A 15,453-nucleotide genomic window follows, 5' to 3' on the forward strand; every position below is an offset into this window, starting at 1 on the left:
ATGGCGGCAGACACTGACTCGGCGGTCGACGCCGAACTGGTCGCGGAGATCGCCGCACAACTCGACGACGCTTCGACGGACGAGGCGGCTGCGATCGCCGTTGCTATCGGCGCACACCTCACCGACCGCCAGCGCGCGGCGGCAGCGGCCGCGGCGGCTGCAGCGGCAGACGACGGTGACTCCTGGGACGGCAAGCAGTGGTCGTTCTCCGGGCGCGTGGAAGCCACGCAGAAACGGTCCGTTCGAGTCCGCTCGGACGCGCCGACCGACCCCTGGAGCGCCGCCGGCCGCGCCGAGCGGTTCTAATCGTGGTCAGTTCGTCTGTCAGGTATTCGGTGACGCCCTGAGCGGGTTTGTGGCCATGTTCCATACTAACATGATTATATATGTAAGATTGGCCGCTATCTGCGCATAGTTTTATGGGCCGACTCTCAGTATGAGGGCGTATGTTCGATAAGGTGCTCGTCGCTAATCGCGGGGAGATAGCGGTGCGCGTGATGCGCGCATGCGAGGAGTTGGGCATCGGCACAGTGGCCGTCTACTCTGACGCTGACAAGCACGCCGGGCACGTCCGGTACGCGGACGAGGCGTACAACGTCGGCCCGGCCCGTGCCGCCGACTCCTATCTCGACCAGGAAGCGATTATCGACGCCGCCAAACAGGCCGATGCCGACGCCATCCACCCCGGGTACGGCTTCCTCGCGGAGAACGCCGACTTCGCTGCGCGTGTTCAGCAAACGGACGGCGTCACCTGGGTCGGCCCCGAGAGCGAGTCGATGGAGGCACTGGGCGAGAAGACGAAGGCCCGCAAGATCATGCAGTCGGCTGACGTGCCCATCGTCCCGGGAACGACCGACCCGGTCGAGGACCCCGAGGAGGTCGTCGAGTTCGGCGAGGAGAACGGCTTCCCGGTCGCCATCAAAGCCGAAGGGGGCGGCGGGGGCCGCGGGATGAAAATCGTCCACGACCCGGAGGAGGCCGAGGAGCAACTCGAAAGCGCAAAGCGGGAGGGAGAGGCGTACTTCTCGAACGACTCCGTCTATCTCGAACGCTATCTGGAGAACCCCCGCCACATCGAGGTCCAGATTATCGCCGACCACCACGGCAACGTCCGGCATCTGGGCGAGCGTGACTGTTCGCTGCAGCGACGCCACCAGAAGGTCATCGAAGAGGGACCGTCGCCGGCCCTGAACGACGCCCTCCGGGAGAAAATCGGTGACGCCGCCCGCCGTGGCGTCCGCGAGTCCGACTACTACAACGCCGGGACCGTCGAGTTCCTCGTCGAGGAAGACCCCGACCGCGAGCCCGGCGAACTGCTCGGCGAGGACGCGAACTTCTACTTCCTCGAAGTGAACACCCGCATCCAGGTCGAGCACTGCGTCACCGAGGAGATAACCGACATCGACATCGTCAAGTGGCAACTGCGGGTGGCGATGGACGAGGAGATAACCTTCGCACAGGACGACGTGGAGATAGAGGGCCACGCGATGGAGTTCCGAATCAACGCCGAGAACGCCGCCGACGACTTCGCCCCCGCGACGGGCGGCAGCCTCGACACCTACGACCCGCCGGGCGGCATCGGCGTCCGCCTCGACGACGCGCTCCGACAGGGCGACGACCTCGTCACCGACTACGACTCGATGATAGCGAAGCTCATCACCTACGGCGGGGACCGCGCGGAGTGCATCGAGCGCGGGAAACGGGCGCTCAAGGACTTCGACATCGAGGGGATTCCGACCGTCATCCCGTTCCACCGCCTGATGCTCACCGACGACCGGTTCGTCGGCGGCACCCACACCACGAAGTACCTCGACGAGCAACTCGACCGCTCGCGCATCGAGGAGGCCCAGGAGCAGTGGGGCACCGTCACCGAGTCCGACGGCGACGAGGACGAGGAGGTCGTCGAGCGTGAGTTCACCGTTGAGGTCAACGGCAAGCGATTCCAAGTCGACCTCGAAGAGCGCGGCGCACCGCCCATCAACGTCGGCGACGTGGACGCCGACGGCGGTAATCAGCCACAGCGGCCACGGGGCGGCAGTAGTTCCGACAGCGGCGGCGGCAGTGCCTCTACCGCCGAGGGTCAGGAAGTCGCCGCAGAGATGCAGGGGACAATTCTGGAGGTCAACGTCGAGGAGGGCGACGAGGTCGAGGCCGGCGACGTTCTCTGTGTGCTCGAAGCGATGAAGATGGAAAACGACATCGTCGCCGAACGAGGCGGCACTGTCAACGACGTGGCCGTTAGCGAGGGCGAATCAGTCGACATGGGCGACCTGCTCTTTGTGATCGGGTGAGCCAGTGGACTGACCGTCGCGCTCTGCAGACGCCTTTTATTCCGGCCGGTCGAAGCCCCACCTATGAACGAAACACGTCATCGGGTACTCGATGCGCTGGCGGACGGCCCCGTCTCGGGGCCGGCCCTCGCCGACGAACTGGACATCTCCCGCTCTGCGGTCTGGAAACACGTTGAAGCCCTCCGCGAGGAGGGGTTCGAAATCGGGAGCAGCGACGCGGGCTACACCCTCGATTCGGTGCCGGAGTTCGGGGCGAGCGCGGTCGAGTACGGCCTGGACGCACCGTTTTCTGTCGAGTACCACGACAGCATTCCGAGCACGAACGCACGCGCTCGTGACCGTGCGGCAGATGGGGCGTCAGACACCGTCGTTCTGGCCGACGAACAGACCGGCGGCCGGGGACGGCTCGACCGCGACTGGCACTCGCCCAGCGGCGGGGTCTGGCTCTCGGTGCTGTTCCGACCCGACGTGCCGATGGCCCACGCGCCGGTGTTCACGCTCGCGGCCGCTGTCGCGGTGACCCGGGCGGCACGCGAGGCCGGGGTCGAGGCAAGCATCAAGTGGCCCAACGACGTGCTGGTCCGCCACGGCGACGCGGAGCGGAAACTGGTCGGCATCCTCACCGAGATGGAAGGTGAGGCCGACCGAGTCTCGTGGGTCGTCGTCGGCATCGGCGTCAACGCGAACGTCGATCCGGCGGACTTGCCCGCAGAGGCGGAGCCGACGAGCCTGCTCGCTGAGCGAGGCGACTCGGTCGACAGACGGCTGTTCACCCAGCGGCTGCTGGAGGAGTTCGACACGCTCCGACAGGACCCGGCGAACGTCGTCGAGGCGTGGCGGGAGTCCGCCACGACGCTGGGCAAACAGGTCCGGGTCGAGACGCCGGGTGGCACCATCGAGGGTGAAGCTGTAGACATCCAGTTTCCGGGTGCGCTCGTCATCGAGACAGACTCTGGGACAGAAATCGTTTCCGCGGGCGACTGTGAACACCTCCGCCCGATTACGGAGTGAGCGCGACGGCGAAAGACGCGTCACTGTGGGACGCCGGCAGGCTGCTCGTCTTCCGAGACATCTTGCGTCGTCGTCTCTACCGGAACAGTGACAACGGGGACGTGGGCTGACCGGACGACCCGTTCGGCGACGCTCCCCAGTAGCAGGCGGTCGATACCGCCGCGTCCGTGGGTCCCCATTACGATGAGGTCGCAGTCGTGCTGGCTTGCGTAGTCGACGATTTCTCGACTCGGGCTTCCCTCGGCCGTGGCCCGTGTGACAGTCAAATCGTCGGCAACGAGACGCTTCACCATGTCCAGCGCCATCTCGCCCTCGCGATGGAGCGAGTCGGTGACACTCTCCCACGTCGGCTCGTTCGGGAGCGTCGAAAACCGGCCGGTATCAACGACGTACAGCGCGTGAATCTCGCTGTCGTGAGTTGTTGCAAGCGTTTCAGCGTGTGTGAGCACCGCCCGTGTCCCCGGCGACCCGTCCGTTGGCACCAGTATCCTGTCGTACATACTGTACTGTTGACTGGCTGAACAGATATAGCTTGGTAACAGGTAGCACACAACAGCCGAACAGACGCTGGCTCAGTTCAACTCTCGGTTCCGCTCGGCCTCTGTTGCTCCGGAGCCGTTCAGCGACGGCTCGTCGAGAGCCTGTTCGAGCCGTCGTTCGAGTTCGGCTTCGGATATTTCCCCGTTGGCGTAGCGCTCTGAGAGCCGCTCGACGGGGTCTATCTCGCTGGCACTGGCCGCATCTGTTGCGTGTGCGGCCTGCGTTCGTGACGCGTCAGTCGCCGACGCCGTCGCCTCGTCCTGACTGAAGACGGTCGACGCGGCCCAGTATACAGCATAGCCGATAGCCGCCAGAACCCCGATGGTGGCGGCCAGCGAGAGCAGTCCCAGAACGAGACCGATGAGACCGAAGAACAGCCCGAACGCAAACCTCACAGCTGCGATAACAACGAGGAACGAGACAAGCCCTAGCAGCCCGTACAGGAGTATCTTCAGCGGTGTGCTCAGGGCGCGGTCAGTGGTGGAGGGCATTGCTCGGAAATACTATTCCCGCAGTAATAAGAATTATTCCGCACCGGGGTGGACGACGCGCTGGACATCAGCCGTTCCTGCCCGGCGGACGACAGCCCGAACGGGGTTTCGCGCCCCGGAGAGGTTGTCGGAGTCGCCATCGAGCACGAGCAGGCGTGCCGGGTGGCCGGGCTTTACGAGTCCGCCGCCGAGGCCCGCGATCTCGGCCCCGTTGACCGTCGCCATCCGCAACACCTCGCAGGCCGAGAGGTCGTACAGTTTCGCGGTAAACTCCATCTCGCGGAACATCGACGGGCTGTTGAGCATGACGTTGTCCGTCCCGAGCGCGACCGTCGTCCGGTCGGCCAGTTCCTCGACCGGCGGGCGGCCCACGTCGGTGACGACGTTCGACCGCGGGCAGACGACGACCGGGACTTCGCTGTCGGCAACCCGCTGGAGGTGCAGCGGTTCGGCGTGGACCATGTGGACGAGAAAGTCCGGGTCAAGGTCAAGCGCGGGATTGATATCGGAGCTGTCGACCTCGCCGGCGTGGATGCCGAACAGTTTGCCGGCCGCTCGGGTGGCGCGGCGCTCCGCCCCGAACTCGCTGTCGTTGGCCCCGCTCGCGCCGAACCCGTCAGCCAGTTCCATCGCGTCGGTCGTCTCGCGGCCGAGAATCACGCTCTCTAGGGACGCGTCCGCCAGCGCGTCCCGGATGGCCTCGACGCCTTCGACGCCGCCCTCGCGGAACTCGACGAACGCGCCGGTCCCGGCCTGTTGCATGAACGACAGCGACCGCGCCATCGCGGCCACCAGTTCGTCCCGGTCGGCATCCCGGAGCAGCCGGTGTTTCAGACCGTCCGGCGGCGCGACCAGTTCTTCGAGCGAGAGCCCCTCGCCGGCCTCCTTCGCAATCGAGTCGCCGATGTGGGTGTGGGCGTTGACGAACGACGGCACCACGATGTCGTCGCTGTCGACCGCCGTCTCCTCGATGGCGGCTATCTCGCCGTCCTCGACGACGACGCGGCCCTCGACGGCCTCGAACGACCGTCCCGTCAGAATCGTCCCTTCGAGAATCACACTCTCTGTTCGCCCGTTCTCTCAGTTAAACTCATCGAGGGTCGCATGGATACCGGTCCGCACGTCCCGGACCCTAGCTCCGTCGAGGTCGAGCCCCAGCTCGCGGATGGCCGCCGTGCCGACCCGCTCGCTTTCCCCCTCTGGCGCGTAGACACCGAGCCGCCACTGGTCGCGCTGGGCGGCGCGGATGGCGTTGACAAGCGTCGACTGCTCGCCGAGCCGGCGGACTTCGCCGTTGACGAGGACGCGGCTGCTCGACTCGGTCATCGACGGCTCCGGCGGGATATCGAGGATAACGGCGTCGCTGTCGACGTTCGCCTCGTCGGCGATGGCCCGTTCCATCGCGCCGACCGCCTCGTGGTCGGCCGTCAGAACCTCCTTGGGCACGGCCTGCCACTCCGCCCAGACGGCGCGTTTGTACAGGTCCCGCTGGCTCAGCCGCCGGGCGTAGGCCGCCGTTGCGTCGCACTGTCGCAGCGCCACGAGCAGGTCGTTGTCGTCCCACCGGCGCAGCGTCTTAGCGGTCGTGTCGGTCGCGGCGAGCAGTTCCTCGGTTCCGCGGCGCAGCATCGACTTGGCGATGCGGGCAACGTGGTGCTGGTAGACGGTCGGGTTCATCAGCGCCCGCGCGAGCAGGAGCGATTCGGCCGTCTGGACGTTCCCCTCGTCCAAGACGAGTTCGCCGTCGACGAAGCTCAGTTCCCGGACCAGCCGCTCGTGGTCGATAGTGCCGTAGGGGACGCCGGTGTGGTGGGCGTCACGGACCAGATAATCCATCCGGTCGACGTCCAGTTCGCCGGAGACGAGCTGGCCCAGTTCGCCCTCCCCTGCGACTAGGCCGGCGACGCGGTCGGGGTTGAGCCCGTGTTCGGACAGCACCCGCGCGACCGGGCCGTCGCCGAGGAGTTCGTCCACGTCGTCGTGGTACTTGCCCGTCCGGCGGTGGATGAGCGCCTCGACGTTGTGGCTGTACGGCGAGTGCCCCACGTCGTGGAGCAGGGCCGCGGCGCGGACCCGTTCGGCCTGCTGGCCCTCGATGCCGAGGTGGGACAGCGCCCGGTCGGCCAGGTGATAGACCCCCAGCGAGTGCTCGAATCTGGTGTGGTTCGCCGAGGGGTAGACGAGCGTCACGGTGCCGAGCTGTGAGATGTGTCTGAGCCGCTGGACCGGCGGCGTGTCGAGCAGCGCCGCCGCGACGCCCTGAACCTCGATGTGGTCGTGGACGCTGTCCTTGATTGTGGTCATCGCCGTAGTCTACGACGGCGGCCGGCAAAATCGTTCGCCACCGCACGGGCGGCGCGGGGTCGCCTACCGGGGCACCCAGCCGTAGATGTGGTTCAACATCACGTAGGTCACGAGTCCGAGGAACAGGCTCAGCCCCCAGGCGGAGACGGCGATGCGGCCCACACGAGCATGGACCGTCTCTCTGAGTTCGGCCGGGGAGTGTGTCAGCCCGAGGACGACGGCGTGAACGACGACGGGCACGGACACCGCGGACAGCAGGATGTGGATAGCCAGCATCACGATGTACGCCGTCCAGACGAACCCTTCGGCGACGATTTCCTTCTCGAAGCCGCCACCGACCTTGAGGATGTACAGCGTCAGGAACACCATGATGAGGGTAAACGCCGTCAGCATCGCCGCGCGGTGTTTCTGGACCTGGTCGTTCTTGATGAAGTAGACGCCGGCGACGATTGCCAGCAGCGCGACGCTGTTGACGACGGCGATTGCGTCACCCAGCAGGATGACGATGCCGTTCGAGAGCTCGGGGAGGGGTAATACGCCACCGAACGCGCCGAACACGAGCGCGTAGCCAACGACCGAGACGACGGCGGTGACGAGCCGCGGACGAGCGCGGGCACGCGACTGGAGTGTATCTGCGACGGCCATACTAGCAGGTCAGGACCGGAGTGGTAACTGTGTTCTGAAACGGGCGAGCACGACAGCGCAGTTGCGCGTCACAGCGGTGACTACAGACCTACAAAAGCGTGGAGAACCGGATGGAAACGCTGCCGAAATCAGGCGAACGTCCGGGAGACGTCCTCGTCGTCGGTCTCCTCCTGCTGAATCTTCTCCCAGGCGTCGTGGAAGTCCGCCATAGTGACCTCGGTTCGGTCGTCGCGGATGGCGAACATCCCAGCCTCGGTACAGATGGCTTTCACGTCAGCACCGGAGGCGTCCGTTATCTCTTCGGCCAGTGCCTCGAAGTCCACGTCGTCGGAGACATTCATGCTGCGAGTGTGGATCTGGAAGATCTGTTTGCGACCTTCGAGGTCGGGGTTCGGGACTTCGATGAGACGGTCGAAGCGACCGGGGCGGAGGATGGCGCGGTCGAGCATATCGAAGCGGTTCGTCGCCGCGATGATGCGGATGTCGCCGCGGTCGTCGAAGCCGTCCATCTCCGAGAGCAGTTGCATCATCGTCCGCTGGACCTCGGCGTCGCCGGAGGTCTTCGACTCCGTCCGCTTGGCCGCGATAGCGTCTATCTCGTCGATGAAGACGACGGCGGGCTCCTCCTGCCGGGCCAGTTCGAACAGGTCCCGGACGAGTTTCGCGCCCTCGCCGATGAACTTGTGGACCAGTTCGGAGCCGGCCATCTTGATGAACGTCGCGTCTGTCTCGTTGGCGACGGCCTTTGCCAGCATCGTCTTCCCGGTGCCGGGCGGGCCGTGCAGCAGAACACCACTCGGCGGGTCGATGCCCACGTCTTCGAACATCTCAGGGCTCTTCAGTGGCATCTCGACGGTCTCGCGGACCTCCTCCATCTGCTCTTCGATGCCGCCGATGTCGGCGAAGGTCACGTCCGGCGACTGGTCAACCTGCATCACGCGGGCGCGAACGTCGGTCTCGTCGTCCAGTTGCTTGACGATAGAGAGGGAGTTGTTGACGGCGACGCGGTCGTCGGGTTCCAGTTCCTCCCGCATCTCGTCGGTGACCTCGGTCAGGGCCTCTTGGTTGTTGCCGTGCTGTTTGATAATCACGCCATCGCTGGAGAGTTCCTGAACGGTCGCGACGAACAGCGGTGACTGTTTGAGCTTCTTGTTCTCGTGTGTGAGTCGTTCGAGCTTCTGCTGGTACTTGTTGTTCTCCGCGTTCGCGTCCAGCAGTTTGTCGCGCATCTCCTCGTTCTGCGATTCGAGCACCTCTAGCCGCTCCTGCAGCGCCTCGATCTTCTGTTGCTGAGACGCGTCATCGTCGTACGGCATATCGACCTCGTCGACGGTGTCGGTCATTACGACGCCTTTAGTGGGTGTATCGTTATGAGGCTTCGGGTCACCTCAGAAACTGTACCGCCCGGTGTGTGCCCTGTAGGGGCTGTTACTGGCCGCTCCCCGTCTATAGGTCTCAAACCGGCACGTTTCTTTGCCCCCACTGGAAACATCTGTCTATGCCAACCGACCGCGAAGAAGTCATCATCGTGGGCGGGGGCGTCGCCGGGCTGTCGGCGGCGATCTACACCGCTCGCGCCGGCCTGTCGACCCGGATCATCTCGACCGGCGAGTCGATACTGAACCGCAACGCACATCTGGAGAATTATCCCGGATTCCCGGCGGGAATCAACCCCCGGCTCCTGCTCGAACTCATGCGGGCACAGGCGCGGCGCGCCGGCGTCTGGTTCATCGACGGCGAAGCCGAGCAGGTGGCGGAGACTGCGGGAGGGTTCGACGTGACCTGTGCCGGTGGCGACTCATACAACGCGACATACCTCATCGCTGCGTCCTGGTCGGACCCGTCGTATCTGAACGGGCTGGACATCTCGCTCGTCGACCGGGGGTCGAAGCAGTTCATCTCGACCGACGAGCAGGGCCGGACCGATATCGAGGGGCTGTACGCGGCCGGCCGGCTGGCCGAGCAGCATCACCAGACCATCGTCGCCGCGGGCCACGGCGCACAAGTCGGGCTTACACTGATAGAGGACTCCGACGTCGACTTTTATCACGACTGGACCGCCCCGGAGGGGTATTTCACCGGCCGCGACCGACCGGTTCCGCCGGGCTGTGAAGAAATCGACGAGACAGAGCGCAAGCAACGTGAACAGGAGTCACTGGAGGTCATGCGGCGGTACTTCGAGGAGCCGATGCCGGGCGAGCCGACGATGCACCCGAGCGTCGATCAGGAGTCAGACTGACCCTGTTCGAGCGAGCGTGCGACCGCCTGCAGTCGCTCGATCCGCTCGGCTGTCGGTGGGTGGGACCGTGTTTCGATGGCCAGCGAGTCCGTCGGCCCGTCGGAATCGAACCCGTACGGGAGGAAACACAGGCCGCGGACGCCCGCGTGCGCCGAGCGCTTGTCGGTCCTCGGGCGGTCGTCATCTCCGTCGAGCGTCTCTAACGCCCCGACGAGCGCGGCGGGGTCGCCGGTCAACTGTGCCGCGCTCCGGTCGGCGGCGAACTCCCGAGCGCGCGACAGCGACCGCCCCAGAACAACGACGGGAGCGGTGAACACGCCCAGCGCGACGCCGCCGAACAGGACTGTCACCGCGAACAGGAACAGGAACCCGAGCGTGAACGAGAGGCTTCCGAACGGGGCCTCAAGCACCCGGGCGCTGCACACATATGCGAGACCGAGCGCGACCAATCCGGGCGCGTAACGACTCTCGCCCGGGAGCAGGTCCGCAAGCGGGTCGTACTCGCCGTTTGTCAGCGACGGGAGGAAGCTGGCCAGCGTCATGACAGTCGCGTCGCGGTTGGCGACGTGCATGAGTTCGTGGGCCAGCACGGCGTCGAGTTCGTCGCCGTCAAGAACCGACAGCAGTCCCTCGCTGACGACCACCGTCGCGCCACCGAGCGTTCCGATGGCGAAACTGTTCGGTACCTCGGCGTCTGTGACGGCAATCCGTGGCGGCGTGAGGTCGGCCAGTTGCGCGAGCCGCTGTACTCGCTCGTGGAGGGCGGGGTACTCCTCGGGGCCGACGATGCGAGCGTCGACTTCAGCCATCGTCTGGGCACTGGTGTATCGAAGCTGAGCCCAGACAAACGCCACGAGTGCGGGGACGAGAACAGCCACCCACCAGGCGATGCGTGCCGACGCCCCACCGAACGGGAGGGAGGTGGCAACGGCGTCCCGAACCGGCGCAAGCCAGGGTGTCAGAAGCACCGCCGCGGTAGCGACCACAGCGATGTCGACGGCAAGGAGGAGCAGGAGGGTCCACAGCATCCGGCGGGTCAGTGTCCGCATAGTGGTAGTTCTGCTATACCCACAGCGGATGAAAGGTTTTCTGCTCAGACAGTCTAGCAGTGAGGGAAAGTATTTACTCTGCCGCCGGGAACGGGGCCGTAGTGTCAACAAAGCTGGTACGTGCCGCCCTCGCCCTCCTCTGTGCGGTCGCTGTCCTGTTCGGCACAGCGCTGTTTCCCGGCGCGCTCGGCGTCGAATTCGAGTCGAGCGGCCCCCTCGACAGTCGAGCGAGCGAGCCGGTCACGCCCGATGGAACAGCCCCCGGCGAAGTCGACGGCGGGCCGACACCGGTAGCGACCAGTGATGGGACAGAGACGCCGCCGGGAGCGACGAGCGATACTCCATCGGCGACAGCGACGCCAACACCGACGGAGACGGCGACAGAGACGCCGGTAGCCGGTGAAGGCGAAGACAGCGGGTCTCCAGTGCTGGTGAAACTGCTCGGGCTGGCGCTTATCGGCGGGTTCGGCGTCGTCGCAGTCAGTGTTATTCGTGCCGCATCGGACGCCGAGGGTGACGGATCGACAGCGGCTGGACTCCACCTGCATCCGATTCTGGATACGCTGTTCGGGACAGTGGTCTCAGCAGTTTCGGACGGCGCGGTGGGGCGGACTCTCGCCCGGATTCCGAAGGTGACGACCGCCGCGCTACTCTCGGGATCGTCGGCGCTCGCACGAGTCGGGGCCGGTCTCGCTGCCGTCTCCGGCGGTATCCTGTCCGGACTGGCGACGGGGTTCGGGTCGGTCGGCACGATGTCACTGCGGGGCGTCGCCGGTCTGCCGAGCGCGCTCGGGTCGCTCTCAGTTGCGCCGTTCAGAGCGCTGAGCGGCTTCGGTGGGTCCAGCGGCTTCCTTGCCTCAGTTCGGAGTGGCGTCGACAGCCCGTCGCTGTTTGGGTCGTCGGATACAGCGTCCGGGCGGACAGCGGCCGCCGAATCGACGGCAGAGGCGGGGCCGGACATCGATTCACTGTCGGTGCGGGAGGCATGGGCACTGCTGGCTGACCGTGTGTCAGTCCCGGACCCCGAGACGGCGACGCCAGGGGAGTACGCTCGCCGGGCTATCGACAGCGGGCTTCCGGAAGCGCCCGTCCGCCAGCTAACGACCCTCTTCCGGGAAGTCGAATACGGCAGGCGGTCGGCGACCGGAGAGCGAACAGAATCGGCTCGGAACGCCCTCAGAGACCTCTTCAACCGAGGTGACAACTGATGAATGGCGCGGAATCGCGGAACGAGCAAGCGGGAACCGCCCGGGCGACCATCGATGTCAGCGTCGACCACCCGACACCGGGGTCCAGGTTCGTCCGATACACCCTGCTGGGACTCGCTGCACTTGCCGGCGCTGTGTTCGTCGTCACCTTCCCATCAGTACTTCCGAACGTCGGGAGCGGGTCGGCCAGGCAACTACAGCTCGTCGCAAGCGTCAGCGCCGCCGCCATCGGACTTTTTGGCCTGTACACTGTTGTTCGGACACAGGACTCGACGCTGCCGCCGGTACGAGGGAAACAACCGCGTGAGCCGTATCACGACGGTTCGGGCGACGAGTCGACAGAGCTGCTCGATGAGCTACTGGAACCGAAAGCGACACAGGCAGACTCCGGCGCGCTGGTCGGCGACGACATCGACGAATTGCTCGAAAAAATCGACGGGCGTGTTGACCCCTACAACGGCCTCGAAGCGAGTCACGCGTCGGAAATCAGGAACAGACTCCGCGAAGCCGCGCGACAGGTGCTGGTCGAAACGGCGGAGCTGTCGACAGAGGCAGCAGCCCGAGAAGTTCGGGCTGGGTCGTGGACGGACGACCGCCGGGCAATAGCCTTCCTCGGCGGCCCGGACGCACCTGCCCCACCTATCGAGATGCAGCTACGGGACTGGGCCAGCGGTGCGGGGTTCGACCGAAAGGTCGAGGCGGCGGTAACAGAGATACGACGGCTCCAGCGGGGTGAGCAGTCGTGAGCACGCGCGAGACTACACAGCGCAACGTCGGCGTCTCGGCCGCGCTGGTTGCCGGCGGAGCCGGCATCGTCACCGGGAACCCGGCGGTTTTCATGGTCGCGGCAGTGGCGCTGGTGTATGCGGCCTATCAGACGGCTATCGGCGACCCCGAACCGACGCTCACAGTCGAGCGGCGCATCGAGCCGACCGACCCGCTCCCCGGCACAGAGGTGACAGTGACGCTGACGCTCACGAACGACGGGGGCGCGACCCTGCCCGACGTTCGCGTCCTCGACGGCGTCCCGGAGCGGCTCGAGGTCATCGACGGCTCACCGCGGTTCGGGACCCACCTCGAAGCCGGTGCGTCGGATTCGGTCACCTACACCGTCGAAGCCCGGCGTGGCGACCATGCGTTCACCGACGTGGCAATCGCCTGCCGGAACCTGACCGGGACCGTCGAATTCGCCGGGCAGGTCACCGCCGAGACGACGCTCTCGTGCAGTGCCAGTGTGGACACCGTTCCGCTTTCGGGCCAGACCCTTTCACAGTCGGGGCGTGTGCCGACGGACGCCGGCGGGAACGGGCTCGCGTTCTACGCGATCCGCGAGCATCAGTCCTCGGACCCGATGAGCCGCGTCGACTGGAACCGCTTCGCGAAGACGAATGAACTGGCGACAGTCGAGTTCAAGGAGACACGAGCGGCCACCGTTGTCACGCTGGTAGATTCGAGACATCCCGTTGCAGGCAACGCAGGCGCGCCCACGGCCGTCCAGTTCTGCGTCTACGCGGCCCAGCAGGTCGGCGCGGCGCTTCTGGCGACGGACAACCGCGTCGGGGCCGCCGTCTACGACAGTTGCGAGACGCTGCAGCCATCGGCTAATCGGGCACAGGAGCAGCGATTAGAGGCGTTTCTGGAAGCGGTTGTGGACGGGTCGGCCGACAGGCCGACGGGGACCCGTAAGTCGTGGCTGCTCGACACCGACACCCGTACTCGGCGAATGCAGTCGCCGACCGAGACCGCAGACCGGTACGGTATCACTGACGGCGGGGACGCGGTGGCGACGCTCGACCGCTCGATACCGAGTGAATCACAGATCGTATTCTGTACACCCCTGCTCGACGACCGGGCGGCCGATTCGGCGAAACGACTCGCCGCGTACGGACACGCGGTTACGGTCGTCAGTCCGGATATGACGACCGGCGACAGTCCGGGAAGTACCGTCGAGCAAATCGACCGAACAGCCCGCCTCAACGCTCTTCGAGGCTCAGTTCGAGTCGTCGACTGGACGCCCACGGAACCGCTCGCTAAAGCCCTCATTCGCGCGACGGAGCGGTGGGAATGACGGAACTCGACAGTCGACCGGCGGCATCGAGCGCGGCGCTGGCCGGGACAGTCGCGGTGCTCGTTTCGCTCGTCCTCGGTCTCGCTGTCGCGGACGCGATACCAGTGCTGGCCAGCTTCGTCGGCGGACTCTGCATCGCGGCCGGAGTCTGGGCGCTCCGCAGCGATGCCCACAAGCGTATCGCCTGCGGCAGCGTCGCCATCGTCATCGGTGCGGGCGTGTTCTGTGGGACCGCGCTGCTGGCGGCTGACTACCGGTCACTCGTTGCGGCGCTCGGGTTCCCGCTGGCCGCCACGCTCGTCGTTATCGACGCGAGTAGCGGGTTAGTGCCGCCGGCTGAGGCGTCGGACGAACTCTCGACAATGCTCGACGAGAGTTTCGTGATGCTGGTGGCCGGCATCCTCATCACAATCGTCTGTGCCGTCGCGGCTGCCGTCAGGCTGCCCTGGGTGCTCGTACATGTCGTCACCGGCTTCTCTCTCCATCCGCTCGTGGGCTTCGTGACGCTACAGGCCGGGATCCTGACCGCCCTGTTGTTGCTGGACCGGGCGACGGAGACGCTGGAGTCGTGGATTCCGGCACCCGCGGCGACGACAGACCGAGCGCTTGGGCGGCTGGACCTGCTGGGACGAAGCTGGTGGGATATCGACATCTCGCTCAAAGCCGCCGTTGGCCTGCAGTTGCTCGTGGCGTTTATACCGACAGCACAGGGACTGTTCGACCGTTTTCTCCACAGTCTCCCGGTGCTCGGGCCGGCTCTGCGGGTCGCCTTCAGTGGCCTGCTCCATCTCCCCCTTGCAGTCGGGCTCCTGGCCGTACTGTGTATTCTCGTCGTCGAACGGCTCCGGCAATGGCTGCTACAGTGGCTGGGGGACAACCCCGGACGGTTGCTGGCGCGGCAGACCGGTAGTATCATGCTCCCTGTGGTGCTGTTGCTGGGCGCGCTGATCCTTACAGCCGCTGGCGTGACCCGGCGAATAGCGCCCACGTATGCCGGGGGCGGCCACTACGGCTCGGCTACTGTGTTGCTCCTCGGCGTCTTGATTTCGGTCGTCGTCCTCCGTGGACTCGTCACACTACTGGCTGAGCTGGTCGATTCAGAGTTGCTATCCCGGCAGACGGCAGGGTTCGCAGCTGGAAGCGCGCTCCTGTTCATCGTGACGTTGTTCGGGGCTGAGCGCGGACTCGCACCGATACTCGTCCTCGTCGGGAGCGCGGCGGCGCTACTGGTCTGGGACACCGGCGCGCACGCAAGCAGTATCGGAAAACAACTGGGCCGGGACGCCGACACGACCGACAGCCAGTTCGTCCACGTCACCGGAACTGCGGCGATCCTCGCCGGGGCCGTTCTCCTTGTGCTGGTCGTTCGATACGTACTCATCCCGGTCGCGGTTCCGACTCCGTCGACCGGACTCTCGTTCAGTTCGGTAGTCGCACTCGGGCTGGTTCTGCTGGCGATAGCCGCGTTCAGCCTCGCACTGAACGCGCACGACGGGAGGCCACGTATCAGCAGTGACGAGAGCGGCAATCGGAGTGAGCAGATCGCGGGCGACAGCGACTAGTGCCGCCGGAGAGACAGGGGCTTTTACCCACGCACCGCGAACCGG

At 65.8% G+C, this 15,453-nt stretch carries 15 protein-coding genes; 8 read left to right on the forward strand and 7 right to left on the reverse strand.

From position 1 onward, the window contains the following. The 3 genes from D3D01_RS02005 (at position 1) to D3D01_RS02015 (ending at position 3,302) form a co-directional block, all read left to right on the forward strand. A complete protein-coding gene (locus D3D01_RS02005) occupies positions 1-306 on the forward strand; it encodes an acc operon protein (protein ID WP_101349462.1) in 306 nt (101 codons plus the stop codon). 140 nt (positions 307-446) lie between these two features. Continuing rightward, a complete protein-coding gene (locus tag D3D01_RS02010) occupies positions 447-2,291 on the forward strand; it encodes an acetyl-CoA carboxylase biotin carboxylase subunit (RefSeq protein WP_121511071.1) in 1,845 nt (614 codons plus the stop codon). Between the two features lie 63 nt (positions 2,292-2,354). Continuing rightward, positions 2,355-3,302 carry a biotin--[acetyl-CoA-carboxylase] ligase gene (locus D3D01_RS02015; RefSeq protein WP_121511072.1) on the forward strand — a complete coding sequence of 316 codons (948 nt, stop codon included), beginning with the start codon at positions 2,355-2,357 and terminating at the stop codon, positions 3,300-3,302. A 20-nt stretch (positions 3,303-3,322) separates the two neighbouring features. On the opposite strand, the gene D3D01_RS02020 is transcribed toward D3D01_RS02015, so the two are convergent. The 6 genes from D3D01_RS02020 to D3D01_RS02045 form a co-directional block, all read right to left on the reverse strand. Next, the gene (locus tag D3D01_RS02020; protein ID WP_121511073.1) at positions 3,323-3,802 is read right to left on the reverse strand and encodes a universal stress protein; all 480 of its coding nucleotides are present in this window, start codon (positions 3,800-3,802) and stop codon (positions 3,323-3,325) included. A 72-nt stretch (positions 3,803-3,874) separates the two neighbouring features. Beyond that, positions 3,875-4,333, reverse strand: a complete 459-nt coding sequence (locus tag D3D01_RS02025; RefSeq protein ID WP_121511074.1) for an SHOCT domain-containing protein — start codon at positions 4,331-4,333, stop codon at positions 3,875-3,877. Positions 4,334-4,366: 33 nt separating this feature from the next. After that, complete coding sequence (locus D3D01_RS02030; protein WP_121511075.1) at positions 4,367-5,392, reverse strand: amidohydrolase family protein; 1,026 nt, start codon at positions 5,390-5,392, stop codon at positions 4,367-4,369. A 21-nt stretch (positions 5,393-5,413) separates the two neighbouring features. Beyond that, positions 5,414-6,637, reverse strand: coding sequence for an HD domain-containing protein (locus D3D01_RS02035; RefSeq protein WP_121511076.1), 1,224 nt, complete (start codon positions 6,635-6,637; stop codon positions 5,414-5,416). A 63-nt stretch (positions 6,638-6,700) separates the two neighbouring features. After that, positions 6,701-7,282, reverse strand: a complete 582-nt coding sequence (locus tag D3D01_RS02040; RefSeq protein ID WP_121511077.1) for a DUF420 domain-containing protein — start codon at positions 7,280-7,282, stop codon at positions 6,701-6,703. Between the two features lie 128 nt (positions 7,283-7,410). Continuing rightward, positions 7,411-8,625, reverse strand: a complete 1,215-nt coding sequence (locus D3D01_RS02045) for a proteasome-activating nucleotidase (protein ID WP_101349454.1) — start codon at positions 8,623-8,625, stop codon at positions 7,411-7,413. A 155-nt stretch (positions 8,626-8,780) separates the two neighbouring features. Here D3D01_RS02045 and D3D01_RS02050 point away from each other — a divergent pair, with 155 nt between their 5' ends. Next, positions 8,781-9,521 (forward strand): NAD(P)/FAD-dependent oxidoreductase, encoded by a 741-nt coding sequence (locus tag D3D01_RS02050; protein WP_121511078.1) that lies wholly within the window; start codon positions 8,781-8,783, stop codon positions 9,519-9,521. Here the strand turns inward: D3D01_RS02050 and D3D01_RS02055 are convergent. Next, the gene (locus tag D3D01_RS02055; protein WP_101349452.1) at positions 9,506-10,570 is read right to left on the reverse strand and encodes a M48 family metalloprotease; all 1,065 of its coding nucleotides are present in this window, start codon (positions 10,568-10,570) and stop codon (positions 9,506-9,508) included. The genes D3D01_RS02050 and D3D01_RS02055 overlap by 16 nt on opposite strands. A 101-nt stretch (positions 10,571-10,671) precedes the next feature. Here D3D01_RS02055 and D3D01_RS02060 point away from each other — a divergent pair, with 101 nt between their 5' ends. The 4 genes from D3D01_RS02060 to D3D01_RS02075 are packed head-to-tail and all read left to right on the forward strand — an operon-like array spanning position 10,672 to position 15,408. Next, complete coding sequence (locus tag D3D01_RS02060) at positions 10,672-11,778, forward strand: DUF4129 domain-containing protein (protein WP_121511079.1); 1,107 nt, start codon at positions 10,672-10,674, stop codon at positions 11,776-11,778. Next, complete coding sequence (locus tag D3D01_RS02065; RefSeq protein ID WP_121511080.1) at positions 11,778-12,524, forward strand: hypothetical protein; 747 nt, start codon at positions 11,778-11,780, stop codon at positions 12,522-12,524. The genes D3D01_RS02060 and D3D01_RS02065 overlap by 1 nt, the downstream gene beginning before the upstream one ends. After that, on the forward strand, positions 12,521-13,846 hold the full coding sequence (locus tag D3D01_RS02070) for a DUF58 domain-containing protein (protein ID WP_121511081.1): 1,326 nt from the start codon (positions 12,521-12,523) through the stop codon (positions 13,844-13,846). Before D3D01_RS02065 ends, D3D01_RS02070 begins: the two co-directional genes overlap by 4 nt. Next, the gene (locus tag D3D01_RS02075; RefSeq protein ID WP_121511082.1) at positions 13,843-15,408 is read left to right on the forward strand and encodes a hypothetical protein; all 1,566 of its coding nucleotides are present in this window, start codon (positions 13,843-13,845) and stop codon (positions 15,406-15,408) included. The genes D3D01_RS02070 and D3D01_RS02075 overlap by 4 nt, the downstream gene beginning before the upstream one ends. The last annotated feature ends 45 nt before the right edge of the window (positions 15,409-15,453 follow it).

The organism is Haloarcula sp. Atlit-7R, assembly GCF_003666065.1.
Taxonomy (GTDB): Archaea; Halobacteriota; Halobacteria; order Halobacteriales; family Haloarculaceae; genus Haloarcula; species Haloarcula taiwanensis.